Source organism: Streptomyces sp. NPDC087420, from assembly GCF_044744165.1.
Classification (GTDB): Bacteria; Actinomycetota; Actinomycetes; order Streptomycetales; family Streptomycetaceae; genus Streptomyces.
In genome coordinates, this window is record NZ_JBIUXU010000004.1 from 289,432 (window position 1) to 309,913 (window position 20,482).

Consider the following 20,482-nt stretch of genomic DNA (forward strand, 5'->3'; position numbering starts at 1 on the left):
CCCTACTGTTTGTTGAATTTGTCCGGGTTCTGGGGGGCGTCCTGCTTGTCGCCCTGGCCGCCCTCGATCGCCTGCTGCGGCGAACCGCCGGCGAGCTCCGCCTTCATGCGCTGGAGCTCCAGCTCCACATCCGTACCACCGGAGATCCGGTCCAGCTCGGCGGCGATGTCGTCCCGCGCCATGCCCGACTGGTCCTCCAGCGCGCCCGACGCGAGCAGCTCGTCGATCGCGCCCGCCCTGGCCTGGAGCTGGGCCGTCTTGTCCTCGGCCCGCTGGATCGCCATGCCGACGTCGCCCATCTCCTCGGAGATGCCCGAGAAGGCCTCCCCGATCCGGGTCTGCGCCTGCGCGGCCGTGTACGTGGCCTTGATCGTCTCCTTCTTCGTACGGAAGGCGTCGACCTTGGTCTGGAGGCGCTGCGCGGCGAGCGTGAGCTTCTCCTCCTCGCCCTGGAGCGTGGTGTGCTGCGTCTCCAGGTCGGTGACCTGCTGCTGGAGCGCGGCGCGGCGGGACAGCGCCTCACGCGCCAGGTCCTCGCGGCCGAGCGCCAGCGCCTTGCGGCCCTGGTCCTCCAGCTTGGTGGACTGGCCCTGGAGCTGGTTCAGCTGAAGCTCCAGGCGCTTGCGCGAGGTGGCCACGTCGGCCACACCACGCCGCACCTTCTGGAGCAGTTCGAGCTGCTTCTGGTACGAGTAATCGAGGGTCTCGCGCGGATCCTCGGCCCGGTCAAGGGCCTTGTTTGCCTTCGCGCGGAAGATCATCCCCATACGCTTCATGACACCGCTCATGGGCTTCGCGCGCCCCCTTCTGACGGACGTGAGATCCAGCACTTCAACAGAACCCACAGTACGGGCCCTGTCTCTATTACCGCACTGTTCGGAGGCGAATGCGCTCCTCCCCAAGGACGACTGCTCCCCGATCCGGTCAGGCGCAAGGACTAGGTGACCCTGAGGAAAACCGGCTACGACAGGCGGACAACATGCGCGCAACGGGCGCACAACAGGCCCGGAACGGACAAAATCCGCGTCTGTACCGTGAGAGACGTCCGCTGTTGCGGGATCGTTCCCCGCGGGGGTGGGGTCCAACCGCGACACCCCGTACCCTTGGGCTTTGTGTTCCGTAGCCGCGCCAATACAGAGAAGGCCGCCACTCAGGTGACGTCGGACCTCTCCACGCAGACCCGCGACCCGCAGGCCCCCAAGGGCCGCCCGACCCCGAAGCGCAGTGAGGCACAGTCGCAGCAGCGGCGCCGTGCCTCGACGCCGACCGACCGCAAGTCGGCCATGAAGCAGCAGCGCGAGGCGCGCCGTACCGACATGGCCCGCCAGCGCGCCGCGCTGGCCAGCGGTGACGAACGCTTCCTGCCGGCCCGTGACAAGGGCCCGGTGCGCCGTTACGTCCGCGACTACGTGGACTCGCGCTTCTGCATGGCGGAGTTCTTCCTGCCGCTCGCGGTGGTGATCCTGGTCCTGTCGATGGTCCGGGTGGGCTCGCTCCAGAACATCGCGCTGCTGCTCTGGCTCGGCGTGATCGTGCTGATCGTCGTCGACTCGATCGGCCTGTGGCTGCGGCTGAAGAAGCAGCTGGCGGAACGCTTCCCCGACACCCCCAAGCGGGGCGCGGTGGCCTACGGGCTGATGCGTACGCTCCAGATGCGCCGCCTGCGTCTGCCCAAGCCGCAGGTCAAGCGCGGACAGCGGCCCTGAGCAGCGGAGTCTCCGGTTTCGCGGGAGCCTCGAAAGGCTGGCTCGCCGGGCTCGGAGGGGTGCGCAACGTCGTCCGCCAGGAACTGGTGGCACGGCAGCTGGACGAGCAGATCGCGGCCCGCTACCCGGTGGGGCAGCGGCTGAGGATCCTCGATGTCGGCATGGGCCAGGGCACGCAGGCCCTGCGGCTGGCCCGCGCCGGGCACACGGTGACCGGCCTGGAGTCCGACGCGGACATGCTGGCGACGGCCCGCGAGGCGCTCGCGGGCGAGCCCGCGGGGATACGTGAGCGCGTCACGCTGATCGAGGGCGACGGTCTGGAGACCGGGGTCCACTTCCTGCCCGGCAGCTTCGACGTGGTGCTCTGCCACGGCGTGCTGATGTACGTCCAGGAGCCCGACGCGATGCTCGCGGGGCTGGCCAGGATGCTGGCATCCGGCGGTCTGCTCTCGTTACTGGTGAGGAACGCGGACGCGCTCGCGCTGCGTCCCGGGCTCGCCGGGGACTGGCCGGGGGCGCTGAACGCCTTCGAGACGGACACGTACACCAACCGCCTGGGGGTCCAGGTCCGCGCGGACCGGCTCGACGCCCTGACGGCGACGCTCGCGGGGATCGCCGCGCCGCTGCACGCCTGGTACGGGGTGCGGGTCTTCACGGACCACGCCCCGAACGGCACCCCACCCCCGGGCGAGGGTGCCGACGGTGACCTGGAACGGCTGCTGGCCGCGGAGGACCGCGCGGGGCGGACGGAGCCGTACCGGCGAGTCGCCGCGCTGCTCCATCTGTGTGGCGTACGGGGCTGAAACCGGCCGGGACGTGACTCAGGTACGGGACCCCCGTCCCGCGTCCTCACCGGCGTGAGTGGAATCGAAAGCGGCGTGGACACCCCGCCCGAGCTGTCCGCCCGTGAGACCTGGCGCGCCCTCTACCGCCATTTCCGCCCCCACCGCCGCGTCGTGGCCCTGGGCGCGTTCCTCGCCCTCGTCGGCGCCGCCACCGGCCTCGCCCAGCCGCTCGCGGCGAAGGCGCTGGTGGACCGGCTCGGTGAGGACGGGTCGATCACCGGGATCCTGCTCCTGCTGACCGGCCTGGTGCTGTTCGGCACGGCCGTCGAGTCGGTGGGCTCGTACCTGCTGGAGCGGACCGCCGAGTCCGTCGTCCTCGCCGCGCGCCGGACCCTGATCGGGCGGCTGCTGCGGCTGCGGCTGCCGGAGGTGGAGCGCACCCAGCCGGGCGATCTGATGTCACGCGTCACGTCGGACACCACCCTGCTGCGCGCGGTGACGACGCAGTCGATCGTCATGGCCGCCACCGGGGGTCTCGCGTTCGTGGCGACGATCGTCCTGATGGGCGTGATGGACGTGGTGCTGCTCGGGGTGACCCTCGGCGTGATCGTGCTGATCGGCGGGGCCGTCGCGCTGGTGATGCCGAAGATCGCGGAGGCGACCCGGCGGTCCCAGGAGGCGGTCGGGGAGATATCGACCGTGCTGGAGCGGGCGTTCGGCGCGTTCCGTACGGTCAAGGCGTCCGGGGCGGAGGAGCGGGAGAGCGCCGTGGTGGAGGCGGCGGCCCAGGAGGCGTGGCGGCACGGCGTGCGGTCCGCGAAGTGGCAGTCGTTGGCGTCCACGTCGGTCGGGCTCGCCGTGCAGGTGTCGTTCCTGGCGGTCCTGGGGATCGGCGGGGCGCGGGTGGCATCGGGGGCGATCTCCGTCTCGACGCTCATCGCCTTCCTGCTGTTCCTGTTCTATCTGATCGACCCGGTGTCGAAGCTGGTCAGCGCCGTCACGCAGTACCAGGTCGGCTCGGCCGCCGTCGCCCGGATCACGCAGGCGGAGCGGCTGGAGACGGAGGAGGAGGCCCTGGTGGATCCGGCCGGGGCCGGGGAAGTGGTCGCGGGGGCCGGGGGCGCGGGGGCCGGGGGCGCCGCCTCCGTCACCTTCGAGGACGTCACCTTCCGGTACCGCGAGGATCTGCCGTACGTCCATCACGGCGTCTCCTTCGAGGTGCCGGGACCGGGCATGACGGCCTTCGTGGGCCCCTCGGGCGCGGGCAAGACCACGGTGTTCGGGCTGATCGAGCGGTTCTACGAGGCGACCGGCGGCCGGGTCCTGGTCGACGGGAAGGACGTCCGTGACTGGCCGCTCGCCGCGCTGCGGGCCACGATCGGCTATGTCGAGCAGGACGCTCCCGTACTGGCCGGGACGCTGCGGGAGAATCTGGTCTTCGCCGCGCCCGACGCTTCCGAGGAGGCGATACGGAACGTGCTCCTGCGGTCCCGGCTCGACGGGCTCGTGGAACGGCTGCCGGACGGCCTGGAGACGCTCGTCGGTCACCGGGGGTCGAAGCTGTCGGGCGGTGAGCGCCAGCGGGTGGCCATCGCGCGGGCGCTGCTGCGGGGGCCGCGGCTGCTGCTCCTGGACGAGGCGACCTCGCAGCTGGACGCGGTCAACGAGATGGCGCTGCGGGACGTCGTGGCGGAGGCGGCCCGTGAGGTGACGGTCCTGGTGGTGGCGCACCGGCTGTCCACGGTCACGCTCGCGGACCGGATCGTGGTGATGGACGCGGGGAAGGTACGGGCGGTGGGGACGCACGACCAGCTGGTGGCGGAGGATCCGCTGTACGGGGAGCTGGCGGCCACTCAGTTCCTCGCGTCGGCGCGGTAGGGCGACGAGGGCCGGGCGAGCGGGGACCGGGCCGGGTGAACGGCACCCCCTGATCGGCCGCGTACCGCAGGCGCCACCCTGCGCACAAAAGGGATACTCCGGGCATGAATGCTTCCCTTCTCCGGGGCCGTGCGCGCCGGCTGCTGCTGCCCCTGACCGCCGGGATCTGCGCCGTCGCCCTCGCCGCCGGCTGCTCGGGCAATAACTCGGGCGCCGACGCGGGGCCCGCCGACGTGGCGGAGGCCGACCTCCCGGCCCGCGCCGCGTCCGTGGAGCGCGCCCAGAACGACCTCCAGAGCGCCTACGAGAGCGTCATCAAGAACGTACTGCCGTCGGTCGTGGAGATCGACGCGGGGAACGCGCTCGGTTCCGGCGTCATCTTCGACACCCAGGGCCACATCGTCACCAACGCCCATGTCGTCGGCTCGCAGAAGACCTTCGCGGTCACCGTCGCCACCCGGGAGCAGCCGCTGGAGGCGCGACTGGTCGCCAGCTTCCCGCAGGGGGATCTCGCCGTCATCAAGTTGACGAACGTCCCCTCCGGGCTCAAGGCGGCCAAGTTCGGCGACTCCTCCCAGGTGGCGGTCGGTCAGATCGTGCTGGCCATGGGGTCGCCGCTGGGCCTGTCGAGCAGCGTCACCCAGGGGATCGTCTCGGCGGTCGGCAGGACCGTGACCGAGAGCGACTCGGGCGGCGGGACCGGCGCGACGATCGCCAACCTGGTGCAGACGTCGGCGGCGATCAACCCGGGCAACAGCGGCGGGGCGCTGGTCAACCTGGACAGCGAGGTCATCGGCATCCCGACGCTGGCCGCGACCGATCCCCAGGAGGGCGACAGCGCCGCACCGGGCATCGGGTTCGCGATCCCCGGGTCGACCGTGCAGAACGTGGCCGGCCAGATCATCAAGAGCGGGCGCGTCACCAACTCGGGCCGGGCGGCCCTCGGGATCACCGGCCGTACGTTCCTCGGCACCGACTTCCAGCCCGCCGGGGTGGCCGTCGTCTCGACCACCAAGAGCGGGCCCGCGGCCGGCGCGGGGATCAAGGCCGGGGACATCATCACCAAGGTGGGCGCCGACCAGGTCACCACGATCCAGTCGCTGTCCGAGACGCTCGCGTCCGACAGCCCCGGGGAGAAGGTCCAGGTGACGTACATCCGCCAGGGCGCGACCCATACGGCGAACGTCACCCTCGGCGAGATGTAGGGCGTCCAGGCGCGTAGGCGCGTACGGCACCGAGGGGCACGGCGTTCGGGGGCACGGCGTTCAGGGGCAAGGGAAAAGGCGCCCGTGGACCTTCCGGTCCGCAGGCGCCCCGCGCTCCGGGCCGGGTCGGCCCCGCCCCGGTCAGGCCTGGTCGGCGGCCTCGTCGGCGGACGCGGCGTCGGCCTTCGCTTCTGCCTCGGGCTCCGCCTCGCCGGGCGCGTCGGCCTGGTCCGCGTGCAGGCTCATCGGGCCGTAGATCTTGGTGCTGTCCTCGAAGAGGTGCACCTGGTCGGCGCCGCCCGCGAGCAGCTCCTTCCACGCCTCACCGATCCAGGACTCGGCGTCCCCCTGCGTGGTGAACTCCTCCGGCTCCACCGCCGGCGGGACCTCTGTCCCGTCGGACTTCTCGAACCGCCACGTCCACGCCATGTGCGCCTCCCGGATCCTGCCCAACTGATCAGCTTCCTGCCCGCAGCGTAGCCGGGCGCGCACCGTACGAGGCGACACGGGAGGATCATCTCCGTGGAACTGACTCTGCTCGGCACCGGAGCCCCCGCCGGACTCCCCCGCCCCGACTGCCCCTGCGCCGCCTGCGCCACCGCCCTCGGCGGGCCGGCCCGCGCCGCGACCGCGCTGCTGGTGGACGGGGTGCTGTTGCTCGACCTCACCCCCGGGGCCGCGCTGGCCGCCGCGCGTGCCGGGCACTCCCTGGCGGGGGTGCGGCAGGTCCTGCTCACCCATCCGCACGACGGTCCCCCGGTGGAGCTGCCGGCGGGACTGCCGACGGCGGGGCGGGTCGCGGACGGGCGGGTGCTGACGCTCCTCAGCGGGCACCGGGTCAGGGCGCTGGCGATGGACGCGCCCGGCACGGGGTACGAGGTGACGGCGCCCGGGGGCGAGCGGCTGCTCCACCTCCCGCCGGGCGGCGCGCCCGCCGGGCTCGCGGAGGGTCCCGGCCGGGGTGCGACGGCTCCGTACGACCTGGTGGCGGCCGATGTCGTCGGCCGGCCCGACGCGTTGGCGCGGCTGCGGGCGAGCGGGGCGGTCGGGGCGTCCACGGATGTGGTCGCCGTCCATCTCGACCATGACGTACCGCCCGGTGCGGAGCTGGACCGGCGGCTCGCGGCGGCGGGCGCGCGGGCGGTGCCCGACGGGACGACGGTGTCGGTCGGGGCGTACCGCGCGGTGCCGCGGGTGCCGCGCAGGACGCTGGTGACGGGCGGGGCGCGGTCGGGCAAGTCGTGGGAGGCGGAGCGGCGGCTGGCCACCTTCCCCGGGGTGGTGTACGTGGCGACCGGCGGCGGCCGGGACGGTGACGCGGAGTGGGAAGCGCGGGTACGGACCCACCGCGAGCGCAGGCCGGGCAGCTGGCGGACGATCGAGACCCGCGACCTGGTGCCGCTGCTCGCGCGGGAGGGGCCGCCGCTGCTGATCGACTGTCTGTCGTTGTGGCTGACGGACGCGATGGACCGGGTGGACGCGTGGAACGAGGAGGCGTGGGAGCCGGGGGGCCGCAGGGCGCTGCGGGAACGGACGGCGGAGCTGGTCGCGGCGGTCCGCGCGACCCCGCGCACAGTGGTCCTGGTGACGAACGAGGTCGGCTCGGGCATCGTCCCGGCGCACGTCTCGGGCCGCCTGTTCCGCGACGAACTGGGCCGTCTGAACGCGGCGGTCGCCGAACAGTGCGAACACGTCCTGCTGGTGGTGGCGGGCCAGTCCTTGACGCTGCGGGGCTGAGGCGGGGTGACGCCACGGGCCGGGGCGCGCGCCGCCCCCGGTCCCACCGCCGTTCAACCACGGGCGAGTGGCCCCAGACGCCCACGACAAACCCCCACCGGACCTCAACCACCCACGCCCCCGGCCCAGGTCAGCCACGACCGCGTTGGGCTAGTGTTCAGCGAATGAGCTCGCTGAATCTCGACGACTTCTCCGATCTGATCGAGCGCCCCGACGGCGGCACGCGGCGTGACGCCGAGGAACGCCGGGAACGGCTGGTCGTGCCGCCCGGGGCCCTCGGGCGCCTCGACGAGCTGGGCGAGTGGCTCTCCGCCGCGCAGGGGTCCGTCCCGGTCAGGGCGATCCGGCAGCCGCGCGTGGTGGTGTTCGCCGGTGACCACGGGGTGGCCTCGCTGAACATCTCGGGGCGTCCGGCGAGCAGTACGCACGAGCTGGTGCGGGCCGTGCTGGAGGGCGCGAGCCCCGCCGCCGTGCTGGCCCGCAGGGCGGGCGTGCCGGTGCGGATCATCGACGCCGGCCTGGACTGCGATCCCGGGCTGCTGCCCGAGGAGGTCGTACGGCACCGGGTTCGGCGCGGCAGCGGCCGTATCGACATCGAGAACGCGCTGACCCTTGAGGAGGCCGAGCAGGCCGTACGCCTCGGCATGCGCATCGCCGACGAGGAGGCGGACTCCGGTACGGATCTGCTCGTCCTGGGCGATCTGAGCGTCGGCGGTACGACCCCGGCCTCGACCCTGATCGCCGCCCTGTGCGGCACGGACGCGTCGGTGGTCACCGGGCGCGGCGGCGCGGGCATCGACGACCTGGCGTGGATGCGCAAGTGCGCGGCCGTCCGGGACGGGCTGCGCCGGGCGCGGCCGGTCCTCGGCGACCAGCTGGAGCTGCTGGCGACGGTGGGCGGCGCGGACCTGGCGGCGATGACGGGCTTCCTGCTCCAGAGCGCGGTGCGCCGGGTGCCGGTCGTCCTGGACGGGGTGGTGTCGGCGGCCTGTGCGCTGGTCGGCCAGCGGGCGGCGTTCCGCGCGCCCGACTGGTGGCTGGCGGGCCACATGAGCGGCGAGCCCGCCCAGGCGAAGGCGCTGGACAGGATGGCGCTGGTCCCGCTGCTCGACCAGGGCGTCACGGTCGGCGAGGGTACGGGGGCGCTGCTGGCCCTGCCCCTGGTCCAGGCGGCGGCCGCCCTGGCGGCGGAGCTGCCGGAGGCGCCCCTCTCCCCCGCTGCCGAGAAGGACGCGGAGGACGAGACGGAGGACGAGACGGGCGAAGAGGCGGACACGGACTGACCTCGCGCCCGCACCCTTACCGGCACGCGCGGGGCCCTCTCAGTGCGGGATCCGCGCCGGGTCCGGGGTCGGGGCGCCGCCGATCAGGTCCTGGAAGCGGCGTCGCGGCCCCACCCAGCGTTTGTCGTGGTGGTAGGCGCGCAACGTGCTTCTCGCCCGCTTCTTGTGGCGCCCCCGGTAGAAACGTTTGGCCCAGGGCGATCCCGGTCTCGCCAGCCGGATCGCGCCGGTGAGCGCCACGAACGGCACCAGCGTGCCGACCAGCGCCATGCGCAGCTTGCCCTTGAAGGCCGCGATCAGCACGAAGGCGAAGTTGACGAGGAGCGTGGCGATCACCGACGTCCTGTTCTCCTGCTGCTCCGTCGTCAGGGAGTTGACCTCCACCGGCGAGAAGCCACTGAGCACGAGCAGCGCCAGCGCCGCCGCCGTGACCACGACCTCCACGCTCTGGCGGCCCTGCTCGGACCAGTAGACGTCCTGGAGGTGGAGGATCAGCGCGAACTCGTCCAGCACGAGCCCCGCGCCGAGGCCGAAGATCACCGCGCACACGCACGCCGTGACGCCTTGCGTCCCGCTGCCGACCGCGCCGAAGCCGCCGATGACGGTGAGGATCACCCCCGGGACCACATGGTGGATGTGCATCCCGCCCGGTGAGATGTTCCGGAACGGCCCCTTCCCGGCCCGGATGAGCCGGGTCACCGTACGGGTCACCGCGAAGGTCAGCACGAAGGACGCGAGCGCGAGCAGGGCGGGCAGCTTGCCCGGCTCGACGATGTTCTGGTGAAACCAGTGACCCATGCCACCTGCTTCCGGAGCGTCGGACGGGACGGTACGACGTGACGGTATGGGAAGTCTGGGCAGTTTGGCGCCTTTTGAGTGGGCGTCGGGTGTCAGCGTCCGTGGGCGCCCCCCGGCTACCCTTCGCGCGATGACTTCCAAGGACGGCTCCACGGACGACCCCCAAGGCGGCATACCGGCGGACACCTCACGCGCCTCGCTCGCCTCACGCGCCTCGCTTGCCAACGGGCTGCGGTTCGCCTTCGGCACCCTCACCGTGCTGCCGGTCCGGGTGACCCGCTGGGACCGGCCCGCCGCCGGCGCCGGGATGCGGGCCGCTCCGCTCGTGGGCCTCGTGGTCGGCCTGGCCGCGGCGGCCGTGGGCGCCATCCTGCTGCAAGCGGGCACCGGCCCCCTCCTCGCCGCCGTCGCCGCCGTCGCCGTACCGGCCGTACTGACCCGGGGACTTCACCTGGACGGTCTCGCGGACACCGCGGACGGCCTGGGCAGCGGGAAGCCGGCCGAGGACGCCCTGCGGATCATGAAGCGCTCGGACATCGGCCCGTTCGGCGTGATCACCCTCCTGCTCGTCCTGCTCGCGCAGGTCGCGGCGGTGGCCGAGTTGTACGGGGAGGGCCGGGCGCACGGCGCGGTGGCCCTGGCCGTGTCCGGGGTGGCCGCCCGGCTCGCGCTCACCCTCGCCTGCCGTGCGGGCGTGCCCCCGGCCCGCCCCGACGGCCTGGGCGCGGCCGTCGCCGGAGCCGTACCGGTACGCGCGGCCGTGCTCACGGCGCTGGCGGCCACGGCGGTCTGCGCGGTGGCGGGCGGGGCGTTCGGGTTCACCGGCGCCGTCCACCACGTACTGGCGGTGCTGGCCGCGCTCGGCGCCGCGCACCTGCTGCTCTCGCACTGCGTCCGGCGGTTCGGCGGGGTGACGGGAGACGTCCTCGGCGCCCTGGCCGAAACCGCCGCGACCGCCACGCTCGTCGTGCTGACCCTCGGCTGACCCCCGGCTGACCCCCGGCTGACCCCCGGCCGGCGCCGACGGGGGCCCGGGTCTCCCGATCCGCTCGGCCAACGCCCCCGTGAAGGCCGGACCTCACCGAGCGTAGGCTCCTTCCCGGCGGGCACCAGGCCGAATCGGTCTTACTATGCGGCGGGCACGGTCGGCCCATCCCTCGACCGCCGAAAAACTCAACGGAAGCGAGATTTCACCACCGTGACTGCTCTCACTCTCAGCACTGCCGGGGCGGCGACGCTGCGCGCCGACGTGATCGTCGTCGGCGTCGCGAAGGGCGCCGGGGGGCCGGTTGTCGCGCCCGGCGCCGAAGCCGTGGACCAGGCGTTCGACGGCAAGCTCGCCGCCGTCCTGGAGACCCTGGGCGCGTCGGGCGCCGAGGGCGAGGTGACCAAGCTCCCCGCCCCGTCCGGCCTGAAGTCGCCGGTCGTCCTCGCGGTCGGCCTGGGCTCCGCGCCGGACAAGGGCGACGCGTACGGCTCCGAGGCGCTGCGCCGCGCCGCCGGCGCCGCCGCCCGCGCCCTGTCGGGCACGAAGAAGGCCGCGTTCGCGCTGCCCGTCGAGGCCTCCGAGGACGTCGAGGCCATCGCCGAGGGCGCCCTCCTGGGGGCGTACGCCTTCACCGTCTACCTGGGCGGCGAGAAGACGGCGAAGAAGAACGGCAACGGCCCGAAGCTGCCCCTCGGCGAGGTCGCCCTGCTGGGCGCCAAGCCCCGCGACAAGGCCCACAAGGCCGCGGCGGACCGCGCGATCGCGCTGACCGAGGAGGTCAACCGCGCCCGCGACCTGATCAACACCCCGCCCAACGACCTCACCCCCGAGGGCTTCGCCGCCGTGGCCACCGCCGCCGGCAAGGACCACGGCGTCAAGGTGCAGGTCCTCGACGAGAAGGCGCTCGCCAAGGGCGGATTCGGCGGCATCCTCGGCGTGGGCCAGGGCTCGGTGAACCCGCCGCGCCTGGTGAAGCTCGCCTACACCCACCCCGAGGCGGAGAAGACGCTCGCCCTGGTCGGCAAGGGCATCACGTACGACTCGGGCGGCATCTCGCTCAAGCCGCCGGGGCACAACGAGACGATGAAGTGCGACATGAGCGGCGCCGCCGCCGTGTTCGCCGCCGTCGTCACGGCCGCCCGGCTCGGCCTGCGCGTCAACGTCACGGGCTGGCTCGCCCTGGCCGAGAACATGCCGTCGGGCTCCGCCACCCGCCCGGGTGACGTCCTGCGCATGTACAGCGGCAAGACCGTCGAGGTCCTCAACACCGACGCCGAGGGGCGACTGGTCCTCGCGGACGCGCTGACCCGCGCCTCGGAGGAGAGCCCCGACGCGATCGTCGACGTGGCGACGCTGACCGGCGCGATGGTCATGGCGCTGGGCAACCGCACCTTCGGGATCATGTCGAACGACGACGCGTTCCGTACCTCCATCCACGAGATCGCCGAGGAGGTCGGCGAGGCCTCCTGGCCGATGCCGCTCCCCGCCGACCTGCGCAAGGGCATGGACTCCCCCACCGCGGACATCGCCAACATGGGCGAGCGGATGGGCGGCGGCCTGGTCGCCGGGCTCTTCCTGAAGGAGTTCGTCGGCGAGGGCATCACGTGGGCGCACCTCGACATCGCGGGCCCGGCCTTCCACGAGGGGGCGCCGTTCGGCTACACCCCCAAGGGCGGTACGGGCTCCGCGATCCGCACCCTGGTCAAGCTCGCCGAGCGCACCGCCTCCGGCGACCTGGGCTGAGCCTGCCGCCCGGTCCGGTCCCGCCTCGGCGCGGGCCGGATCGGGCGGGCCCCGGTGGCGGGCGGCTCCGGGGAGCGAAAGAAATACGGACGTTCGTGCGGGCGTTACGCCATCCGGGGTGCTCCATCACACGTCCCGGACCCCGGCCCCGCGTCCCGCGTGCCGTGAACAAGTGCGAAGATGGGTTCTCGGCAGGACAGGGCCCCCACCACAGGGCCGAAGAATCAGCGGCCGAAGACCAGCCGCCGCGACGGTCATCGATGACCGCGCCCGGCGCACATGCATGGAGGACGTGACGTGGCGAACGACGCCAGCACCGTTTTCGACCTAGTGATCCTCGGCGGCGGGAGCGGCGGTTACGCCGCGGCGCTGCGCGGAGCGCAGCTGGGCCTGGACGTCGCACTGATCGAGAAGAACAAGCTGGGCGGCACCTGCCTGCACAACGGCTGCATTCCCACGAAGGCCCTGCTGCACGCGGGCGAGATCGCCGACCAGGCGCGCGAGAGCGAGCAGTTCGGGGTCAAGGCGACCTTCGAGGGCATCGACATCGCGGGCGTCCACAAGTACAAGGACGACGTGATCGCCGGCCTGTACAAGGGGCTCCAGGGCCTGGTCGCCTCGCGCAAGGTGACGTACATCGAGGGTGAGGGCCGGCTGTCCTCCCCCACCTCCGTGGACGTGGACGGGCAGCGGATCCAGGGCCGTCACGTCCTGCTCGCGACCGGTTCCGTACCGAAGTCGCTGCCGGGTCTCGTCATCGACGGCGAGCGGATCATCTCCTCGGACCACGCGCTGACGCTGAACCGCGTCCCGGAGTCCGCGATCATCCTGGGCGGCGGCGTCATCGGCGTCGAGTTCGCCTCGGCGTGGAAGTCCTTCGGCACCGAGGTCACGATCATCGAGGGCCTCAAGAACCTCGTCCCGGTCGAGGACGAGAACAGCTCCAAGCTGCTGGAGCGGGCCTTCCGCAAGCGTGGCATCAAGTTCAACCTCGGCACGTTCTTCGACAAGGCCGAGTACACGCAGGACGGCGTCCGCGTGACGCTGGCCGACGGCAAGACCTTCGAGGCGGAGGTGCTGCTGGTCGCGATCGGCCGCGGGCCGGTCTCGCAGGGCCTCGGGTACGAGGAGCAGGGCGTCGCGATCGACCGCGGCTACGTCGTCGTCGACGAGTACATGCGCACGAACGTGGAGACGATCTCCGCGGTCGGCGACCTCGTCCCGACCCTCCAGCTCGCGCACGTCGGCTTCGCCGAGGGCATCCTCGTCGCGGAGCGGCTGGCCGGGCTCAAGACCGTCCCGATCGACTACGACGGCGTGCCCCGGGTGACGTACTGCCACCCCGAGGTCGCCTCCGTCGGCATCACCGAGGCCAAGGCCAAGGAGATCTACGGCGCGGACAAGGTCGTCGCCCTCAAGTACAGCCTCGCGGGCAACGGCAAGAGCAAGATCCTCAAGACCGCGGGCGAGATCAAGCTCGTCCAGGTCAAGGACGGCGCCGTCGTCGGCGTCCACATGGTCGGTGACCGTATGGGCGAGCAGGTCGGCGAAGCTCAGCTGATCTACAACTGGGAGGCTCTGCCGGCCGAGGTCGCGCAGCTCATCCACGCGCACCCGACGCAGAACGAGGCGCTCGGCGAGGCCCACCTGGCGCTCGCGGGCAAGCCCCTCCACTCCCACGACTGACTCAGTCCGGGCGACGACCACCTACCGCACATTCGTTAGGAGCAACTGAAACCATGGCGGTTTCCGTAACCCTGCCGGCGCTCGGCGAGAGCGTCACCGAGGGCACTGTCACCCGCTGGCTGAAGGCCGAGGGGGAGCGCGTCGAGGCCGACGAGCCGCTGCTCGAGGTCTCCACCGACAAGGTCGACACCGAGATTCCCGCGCCCGTCGCCGGTGTGCTCGCGTCCATCAAGGTCGCCGAGGACGAGACCGTCGAGGTCGGCGCCGAACTGGCCGTCATCGACGACGGCTCCGGCGCGCCCGAGGCCGACGCGGCCCCGGCCGCCGAGCCCGCACCGGCTCCCGCCCAGGAGGCCCCCGCCCAGCAGGCCCCGGCCCAGGCGGCCCCGCAGCAGCCGGCCCCGGCTGCCGAGGCGGTCCCCTCGACCGAGACCCAGGCACCGGCTCCCGCCCCCACCGCGCAGGCGGCGGAGGGTGGCGGCGGCGCCGAGGGCACCGACGTCGTCCTTCCCGCGCTCGGCGAGAGCGTCACCGAGGGCACCGTCACCCGCTGGCTCAAGGAGGTCGGTGAGTCGGTCGAGGCCGACGAGCCGCTCCTGGAGGTCTCCACCGACAAGGTGGACACCGAGATCCCCGCCCCGGTCGCCGGCGTCCTGCTGGAGATCGTGGTCGCCGAGGACGAGACCGCCGAGGTCGGCGGCCGGCTCGCCGTCATCGGCGCTCCGGGTGCCACCCCGGCCCCGGCCGCCGCTCCGGCCGCTCCCGCCCCGGCGGCGGCACCGGCTCCCGCCCCGGCCGCCCAGGCTCCGGCACCGGCTCCGGCGGCTCCCGCTCCGACTCCGGCTCCGGCTCCGCAGGCACCGGCCGCCCCGGCCCCGCAGCAGGCCGCGCCCGCGCCCGCCCCGGCGGCTCAGGCACCGGCTGCCCCGGCCCCGGCCCCGCAGAAGGCCGCCCCGGCCCCCGCCCCGGCCAAGCCCGCCACCCCGGCCCCGGCTCCCGCCGCGACCTCCGGTGACGACGGCGCCTACGTGACCCCGCTGGTCCGCAAGCTCGCCTCCGAGAACGGTGTCGAGCTGGGCTCGGTCAAGGGCACCGGCGTCGGCGGCCGGATCCGCAAGCAGGACGTCCTCGCCGCCGCGGAGGCCGCCAAGGCCGCCGCGAAGGCAGCCGCTTCCGCCCCCGCCGCGCAGGCCCCGGCCGCCGCGTCGAAGGCACCGAAGCTGGAGTCGTCCCCGCTGCGCGGGCAGACCGTCAAGATGACCCGGATGCGCAAGGTCATCGGCGACAACATGATGAAGGCCCTGCACGAGCAGGCGCAGCTGACCTCCGTGGTCGAGGTGGACATCACCAAGCTGATGCGTCTGCGCAACCAGGCGAAGGAGTCGTTCGCGGCCCGTGAGGGCGTCAAGCTCTCGCCGATGCCGTTCTTCGTCAAGGCCGCGGCCCAGGCGCTGAAGGCCCACCCGGTCATCAACGCCCGGATCAACGAGGGCGAAGGCACGATCACCTACTTCGACACCGAGAACATCGGTATCGCGGTGGACTCCGAGCGCGGTCTGATGACCCCGGTCATCAAGGGCGCCGGCGACCTGAACATCGCCGGCATCTCCAAGAAGACCGCGGAGCTGGCGGCGGCGGTCCGCGCCAGCAAGATCACGCCGGACGACCTGGCCGGCGGCACCTTCACCATCAGCAACACCGGTTCGCGCGGCGCGCTGTTCGACACGATCATCGTGCCCCCGAACCAGGCCGCGATCCTCGGCATCGGTGCCACCGTCCGGCGCCCGGTGGTCATCAACCACCCGGACCTCGGCGAGACCATCGCGGTGCGCGACATGACGTACGTCGCGCTCTCCTACGACCACCGCCTGGTGGACGGCGCCGACGCGGCCCGTTACCTGACGGCGGTCAAGGCGATCCTGGAAGCCGGCGAGTTCGAGGTCGAACTCGGCCTGTAAGGCTCTCGGAGACACCCAGTACGGCGACGGCGCCCCTGTCCGGATCACTCCGGGCGGGGGCGCCGCCGTATCGTCTACCCATCGACCCTGTCCCCGAGGAGCGCCTCCCATGACTCCGCCCGTCGTCCACTCGCTGCGCGAGCAGATCCGCGAGCACATCGTGGAGGGGATCGTCAGTGGCCGCTGGAAGCCGGGCGAGCGGATCGTCGAGCGGCGGATCGCCACCGAGCTCCAGGTCAGCCAGACGCCGGTGCGGGAGGCGCTGCGGGAGCTGGAGAGCCTGCGGCTGATCGAGTCGGCGCCGAACAAGGGCGTACGGGTACGGAACCTGACGGCGGCCGACCTGGAGGAGAGCTACCCCGTCCGGGCCGGCCTGGAGCAGATCGCGGCGGAGCTGGCGGCGGAGCGGCTGGCGCGGGACTGCTCGGCGCTGGAGCCGCACGTGGCGGCGCTCTACGACGCGGACCGCACGGCCGACGGGACGGCGCAGGTGCGGCACACCGTGGGCTTCCACCGGGAGCTGGTGCGGGCCGCCGGGAACGCCGTGCTGCTGCACACCTGGGAGGGGCTGGGGATCGAGGTGTTCACCGCGCTGTCGATCCGCTGGCTCGGCACCGTACAGAAGTCGTACGCGGAGGAGCACCAGGATCTGGTCGAGGCGTTCCGGCGGCGGGATCCGACCATCGGCGCTCTGGTGAAGGTGCATGTGCTCGGATGCGCGCCACGTGCCTGATTCATACCCTTTTGACATGACTTATCGAGCGTCACTGGGTGCCCTTGCCCACGGCACCGGATGCCACTTTCTTCAGAACGTGAAGTTTTACCCCGTACCCCTTTGATCGATCATCGATCAGCGACTTACAGTCGAGCACGGGCTGCACCCAGTCCTTCGCCCTGTCCTGCCAGACAAGGCCCTTCTCCACCCCCCTCCTGTCCGGAAGGCGGCGACCATGCCCGACCCCGTAGGCAAGCTTCCGAGCGAGCTCGACCAGCTCCCGGACCGTGACACCGAGGAGACCGCCGAATGGGCGGCCTCCCTGGACGCCGTCACCGAGCATGCCGGACCCCACCGCGCCGCGTACCTGCTGCGCCGCACCCTCCAGCACGCCGGGACCGCCGGGGTCCAGGTGCCGGCGCTGCTGGAGTCCGACTACGTCAACACCATCCCCACCGCCGCCGAGCCCGCCTTCGACGGCGACGAGGCGTTGGAGTCCCGGATCACCGCCTGGAACCGCTGGAACGCGGCCGCGATGGTCACCCGCGGAGCCCGCTACGGCGTCGGCGGCCACATCGCCACCTTCGCCTCGGCCGCCTGGCTCTACGAGACGGGCTTCAACCACTTCTTCCAGGGCAAGGAGGGGGACGGCAGCGGCGACCAGCTCTACATCCAGGGCCACGCCTCCCCCGGCATCTACGCCCGCGCGTTCCTCGACGGCCGGCTCAGCGAGCAGGACCTGGACCACTTCCGCCAGGAGGCGGGCGGCCAGGGACTCCCCTCGTACCCGCACCCGCGCCGATTGCCCTGGCTGTGGGAGTTCCCCACCGTCTCCATGGGCCTCGGCCCGCTCTCCGCGATCTACCAGGCGCGCTTCAACCGCTACCTGGCCAACCGCGGCATCAAGGACACCTCCGCCTCGCACGTGTGGGCGTTCCTCGGTGACGGCGAGATGGACGAGCCCGAGTCGACGGCGTCCCTCGCCCTCGCCTCCCGCGAGCAGCTCGACAACCTGACCTTCGTCATCAACTGCAACCTCCAGCGCCTCGACGGCCCGGTCCGCGCGAACTTCAAGATCGTGCAGGAGCTGGAGGCGCAGTTCCGCGGCGCCGGCTGGAATGTCATCAAGTCGCTGTGGGGCTCCGCCTGGGACGAGCTGTTCGCCCTGGACACCACGGGCGCGCTCGTACGGCGCCTGCGCGAGGTGCCCGACGCGCAGTTCCAGACGTACGCGACCCGCGACGTGGCGTACATCCGCCAGCACTTCTTCGGCGCCGAGCCCGCCCTCGTGGAGCTGGCCAGGCTGCTGACGGACGCGAAGATCGCGGAGTGTTTCTTCACCTCGCGCGGCGGCCACGAGGCCCGCAAGGTGTACGCGGCCTACCGCGCGGCCCTCGCCCACAAGGGCGCGCCGACCGTGATCCTCGCGCAGACGGTGAAGGGCTACACGCTCGGCGCCGGCTTCGAGTCGCGCAACGCCAACCACCAGATGAAGAAGCTCTCGGGCGACCAGTTCCGTACCATGCGCGACCTGCTCGACCTGCCGATCCCGGACTCGAAGCTGGACGACGGGCTGGTGCCGTACGGCCACCCCGGCGTCAACTCCCCCGAGGTCCGCTACCTCCAGGAGCGGCGCGCGGAGCTGGGCGGTCCCGCCCCGGCCCGCCGGACGCACACGGTCGCGCTGCCCGCGCCCGCCGAGAAGCCGTTCCAGACGGTCTACAAGGGCTCGGGCTCCCAGCCGGTCGCCACGACCATGGCGTTCGTCCGGCTGATGAAGGACCTGATGCGGGACAAGGAGACCGGCAAGCGCTGGGTCCCCATCGTCCCCGACGAGGCGCGCACCTTCGGCATGGAGGCGCTCTTCCCCGCGTACGGCATCTACTCGCCGCTCGGGCAGACCTACGACCCGGTCGACCGCGACCAGTTGCTCTACTACAAGGAAGCCAAGGACGGGCAGATCCTCAACGAGGGGATCACCGAGGCCGGTTCGATGGCCGACTTCATCGCCGCCGCGACGTCGTACGCGACGCACGGCGAAACGATGATCCCGTTCTACATCTTCTATTCGATGTTCGGCTGGCAGCGCACGGGCGACCAGATGTGGCAGCTCGCCGACCAGCTCGGCAAGGGCTTCATCGTCGGTGCCACCGCGGGCCGTACGACCCTGACGGGCGAGGGCCTCCAGCACGCCGACGGCCACTCCCACCTCATCGCGTCCACGAACCCGGCCGCGCTGAACTACGACCCGGCGTTCGCGTACGAGATCGCCGTGATCGTCAAGGACGGGCTGCGGCGGATGTACACGCCCACCCCCGACGCCCCGTCGGGCGAGGACGTCTTCTACTACCTCACCGTCTACAACGAGCCGATGCCGCAGCCCGCGCTGCCCGAGGGCGTCGAGGAGGGCATCCTCAAGGGCCTGTACCGCTTCAAGGAGGGCGTGCCCGCCACGGCCGACTCGCCCCGCATACAGCTGCTCGCGTCGGGCACGGCGATCCACTGGATCCTGGAGGCCCAGGACCTGCTGGCCGCCGACTGGGGCGTCACCGCCGACGTGTGGTCCGCCACCTCCTGGGGCGAGCTGCGCCGCGACGGCCTGGCGGCCGACGAGGCACTGCTGCGCGGCGAGGAGCGGGTGCCGTACGTGACCCGCGCGCTGGCCGGCGCGCCGGGCCCGGTGCTGGCGGTCAGCGACTGGATGCGCCAGGTCCCCGACCAGATCAGCCAGTGGGTCGAGCAGGACTACACCTCGCTCGGGACGGACGGCTTCGGCCTCTCCGACACCCGCGAGGCGGCCCGCAGGCACTTCGGCGTGGACGCCAGGTCGGTCGTCGTCGCGGCGCTCGCGCAGCTCGCGCGGCGCGGCGAGGTCAAGCCGGAGAAGGTCCTGGAGGCGCGCGAGCGCTACGGCCTCTGAGCTTTCCCCTGTACGGGGATCCTGCCTCCCCGCACGGATTCCACCCCGAAACCCCTGTCGCCGCGCGGCAGGGGTTTCGCGGCATCATGGGGGCCATGCGCGCAGCCAGGCTGATCAAGATGGTGCTTCTCCTCCAGTCCAGACCGTCCATGACGGCCGCCGAACTGGCCGGTGCGCTGGAGGTCTCGGAGCGCACCATCACGCGGGACGCCCAGGCGCTCTCCGAGGCCGGGGTGCCGGTGTACGCGGACCGGGGCAGGACCGGCGGCTACCGGCTGGTCGGCGGCTACCGCACCCGGCTGACGGGGCTGGCGCGCGGCGAGGCGGAGGCGCTGTTCCTCTCCGGGGTGCCCGGCGCGCTGCGTGAGATGGGGCTGGACGACGTGTCCTCCGCCGCGCGGCTCAAGGTGTCGGCGGCGCTGCTGCCGTCGCTGCGGGACGCCCCGGAGTCGGCGGCGCGGCGCTTCCACCTGGACGCGCCGGGCTGGTACCAGGAGCCGGAGACCCCGGAGGTGCTGCCCGCGATCGCGGAGGCCGTGTGGGGCGATCGGCTGCTCGCGGCGTGCTACCGGCGCGCGGACGGCGTGGTGGAGCGGGAGCTGGCGCCGTACGGGCTCGTGCTGAAGGCGGGCGTCTGGTACCTGTGCGCCCGCACCGGGGGCAGCTTCCGGGTCTACCGGCTCGACCGCTTCACGGCGGTGGAGCCGCTGGCGGAACGTTTCGTACGGGACGAGTCCTTCGACCTGCCCGGCTTCTGGGAGGAGCGCGCGGCGCAGTTCGCACGCTCCCTCCTCCGTACGGAGATCCGGATCCGCCTCTCCCCGGAGGGCGTCCGCGCCCTGCCGTACGCCGTGGACCGCGCGACGGCGCGCGAGGCGATCGAGGCGGCCCCTGCCCCGGACGACCAGGGCCGCGTGACGCTGACGCTGCCGGTGGAGTCCGAGGAGGTGGCGCACACCCAACTGCTGGTGCTGGGGGCGGAGGTGGAGGTGCTGGGGCCCCTCACCCTGCGCAGGCGCTTCGCGGAGTCGGCGGAGCGGATGCGGGCACTGTACGGGTGAGGGGCGGCCGGCTCTTCCC

The 20,482-nt window shown here is 72.6% G+C and carries 16 protein-coding genes; 13 read left to right on the forward strand and 3 right to left on the reverse strand.

Annotated features, from left to right (window positions below; translation table 11 throughout):
- Nucleotides 1-2 precede the first annotated feature (2 nt).
- The gene (locus ACIO1C_RS09930; RefSeq protein WP_401860503.1) at nt 3-788 is read right to left on the reverse strand and encodes a PspA/IM30 family protein; all 786 of its coding nucleotides are present in this window, start codon (nt 786-788) and stop codon (nt 3-5) included.
- A gap of 324 nt (nt 789-1,112) precedes the next feature.
- On the opposite strand from ACIO1C_RS09930, the gene ACIO1C_RS09935 reads away from it, so the two are divergent.
- From ACIO1C_RS09935 to ACIO1C_RS09950, 4 genes are all read left to right on the forward strand, one after another.
- On the forward strand, nt 1,113-1,706 hold the full coding sequence (locus ACIO1C_RS09935; RefSeq protein WP_401860505.1) for a DUF3043 domain-containing protein: 594 nt from the start codon (nt 1,113-1,115) through the stop codon (nt 1,704-1,706).
- Nucleotides 1,707-1,765: 59 nt separating this feature from the next.
- Nucleotides 1,766-2,509, forward strand: coding sequence for a class I SAM-dependent methyltransferase (locus ACIO1C_RS09940; RefSeq protein WP_401860508.1), 744 nt, complete (start codon nt 1,766-1,768; stop codon nt 2,507-2,509).
- 54 nt (nt 2,510-2,563) lie between these two features.
- Nucleotides 2,564-4,369, forward strand: coding sequence for an ABC transporter ATP-binding protein (locus ACIO1C_RS09945; protein WP_401860511.1), 1,806 nt, complete (start codon nt 2,564-2,566; stop codon nt 4,367-4,369).
- 104 nt (nt 4,370-4,473) lie between these two features.
- Nucleotides 4,474-5,574: a S1C family serine protease gene (locus ACIO1C_RS09950; protein ID WP_401860514.1), complete on the forward strand. Its 1,101-nt coding sequence runs from the start codon at nt 4,474-4,476 to the stop codon at nt 5,572-5,574.
- Between the two features lie 141 nt (nt 5,575-5,715).
- On the opposite strand, the gene ACIO1C_RS09955 is transcribed toward ACIO1C_RS09950, so the two are convergent.
- Nucleotides 5,716-6,003, reverse strand: a complete 288-nt coding sequence (locus tag ACIO1C_RS09955) for a hypothetical protein (protein ID WP_401860516.1) — start codon at nt 6,001-6,003, stop codon at nt 5,716-5,718.
- Nucleotides 6,004-6,096: 93 nt separating this feature from the next.
- On the opposite strand from ACIO1C_RS09955, the gene ACIO1C_RS09960 reads away from it, so the two are divergent.
- The gene (locus ACIO1C_RS09960) at nt 6,097-7,311 is read left to right on the forward strand and encodes a bifunctional adenosylcobinamide kinase/adenosylcobinamide-phosphate guanylyltransferase (RefSeq protein ID WP_401860519.1); all 1,215 of its coding nucleotides are present in this window, start codon (nt 6,097-6,099) and stop codon (nt 7,309-7,311) included.
- 173 nt (nt 7,312-7,484) lie between these two features.
- Complete coding sequence (gene cobT / locus ACIO1C_RS09965) at nt 7,485-8,594, forward strand: nicotinate-nucleotide--dimethylbenzimidazole phosphoribosyltransferase (RefSeq protein ID WP_401861018.1); 1,110 nt, start codon at nt 7,485-7,487, stop codon at nt 8,592-8,594.
- A gap of 39 nt (nt 8,595-8,633) precedes the next feature.
- On the opposite strand, the gene ACIO1C_RS09970 is transcribed toward cobT, so the two are convergent.
- On the reverse strand, nt 8,634-9,392 hold the full coding sequence (locus ACIO1C_RS09970) for a hypothetical protein (protein WP_401860521.1): 759 nt from the start codon (nt 9,390-9,392) through the stop codon (nt 8,634-8,636).
- A 130-nt stretch (nt 9,393-9,522) separates the two neighbouring features.
- Between ACIO1C_RS09970 and ACIO1C_RS09975 the strand changes: the two genes are divergently transcribed.
- The 7 genes from ACIO1C_RS09975 to ACIO1C_RS10005 all read left to right on the forward strand — a co-directional run bounded on the left by ACIO1C_RS09975 (nt 9,523) and on the right by ACIO1C_RS10005 (nt 20,463).
- Nucleotides 9,523-10,377 (forward strand): adenosylcobinamide-GDP ribazoletransferase, encoded by an 855-nt coding sequence (locus tag ACIO1C_RS09975; protein ID WP_401860524.1) that lies wholly within the window; start codon nt 9,523-9,525, stop codon nt 10,375-10,377.
- 213 nt (nt 10,378-10,590) lie between these two features.
- A complete protein-coding gene (locus tag ACIO1C_RS09980) occupies nt 10,591-12,123 on the forward strand; it encodes a leucyl aminopeptidase (protein WP_401860526.1) in 1,533 nt (510 codons plus the stop codon).
- 297 nt (nt 12,124-12,420) lie between these two features.
- Nucleotides 12,421-13,809 carry a dihydrolipoyl dehydrogenase gene (gene lpdA / locus ACIO1C_RS09985; RefSeq protein ID WP_401860529.1) on the forward strand — a complete coding sequence of 463 codons (1,389 nt, stop codon included), beginning with the start codon at nt 12,421-12,423 and terminating at the stop codon, nt 13,807-13,809.
- A gap of 53 nt (nt 13,810-13,862) precedes the next feature.
- Nucleotides 13,863-15,767 (forward strand): 2-oxoglutarate dehydrogenase, E2 component, dihydrolipoamide succinyltransferase, encoded by a 1,905-nt coding sequence (gene sucB, locus ACIO1C_RS09990; protein ID WP_401860532.1) that lies wholly within the window; start codon nt 13,863-13,865, stop codon nt 15,765-15,767.
- Between the two features lie 109 nt (nt 15,768-15,876).
- A complete protein-coding gene (locus ACIO1C_RS09995; RefSeq protein WP_161309229.1) occupies nt 15,877-16,500 on the forward strand; it encodes a GntR family transcriptional regulator in 624 nt (207 codons plus the stop codon).
- A gap of 217 nt (nt 16,501-16,717) precedes the next feature.
- Nucleotides 16,718-19,402 carry a pyruvate dehydrogenase (acetyl-transferring), homodimeric type gene (gene aceE, locus ACIO1C_RS10000; protein ID WP_401860535.1) on the forward strand — a complete coding sequence of 895 codons (2,685 nt, stop codon included), beginning with the start codon at nt 16,718-16,720 and terminating at the stop codon, nt 19,400-19,402.
- Between the two features lie 95 nt (nt 19,403-19,497).
- Nucleotides 19,498-20,463, forward strand: a complete 966-nt coding sequence (locus ACIO1C_RS10005; RefSeq protein ID WP_401860538.1) for a helix-turn-helix transcriptional regulator — start codon at nt 19,498-19,500, stop codon at nt 20,461-20,463.
- Nucleotides 20,464-20,482 lie beyond the last annotated feature (19 nt).

Bases quoted from the DNA above. Each gene is read 5' to 3' on its own strand.
- ACIO1C_RS09930 (WP_401860503.1), bottom strand. From the start codon at position 788: ATGAGCGGTGTCATGAAGCGTATGGGGATGATCTTCCGCGCGAAGGCA.
- ACIO1C_RS10005 (WP_401860538.1), top strand. From the start codon at position 19,498: ATGCGCGCAGCCAGGCTGATCAAGATGGTGCTTCTCCTCCAGTCCAGA.
- aceE (WP_401860535.1), top strand. From the start codon at position 16,718: ATGCCCGACCCCGTAGGCAAGCTTCCGAGCGAGCTCGACCAGCTCCCG.
- ACIO1C_RS09950 (WP_401860514.1), top strand. From the start codon at position 4,474: ATGAATGCTTCCCTTCTCCGGGGCCGTGCGCGCCGGCTGCTGCTGCCC.
- ACIO1C_RS09995 (WP_161309229.1), top strand. From the start codon at position 15,877: ATGACTCCGCCCGTCGTCCACTCGCTGCGCGAGCAGATCCGCGAGCAC.
- ACIO1C_RS09975 (WP_401860524.1), top strand. From the start codon at position 9,523: ATGACTTCCAAGGACGGCTCCACGGACGACCCCCAAGGCGGCATACCG.
- ACIO1C_RS09970 (WP_401860521.1), bottom strand. From the start codon at position 9,392: ATGGGTCACTGGTTTCACCAGAACATCGTCGAGCCGGGCAAGCTGCCC.
- sucB (WP_401860532.1), top strand. From the start codon at position 13,863: ATGGCGGTTTCCGTAACCCTGCCGGCGCTCGGCGAGAGCGTCACCGAG.
- ACIO1C_RS09955 (WP_401860516.1), bottom strand. From the start codon at position 6,003: ATGGCGTGGACGTGGCGGTTCGAGAAGTCCGACGGGACAGAGGTCCCG.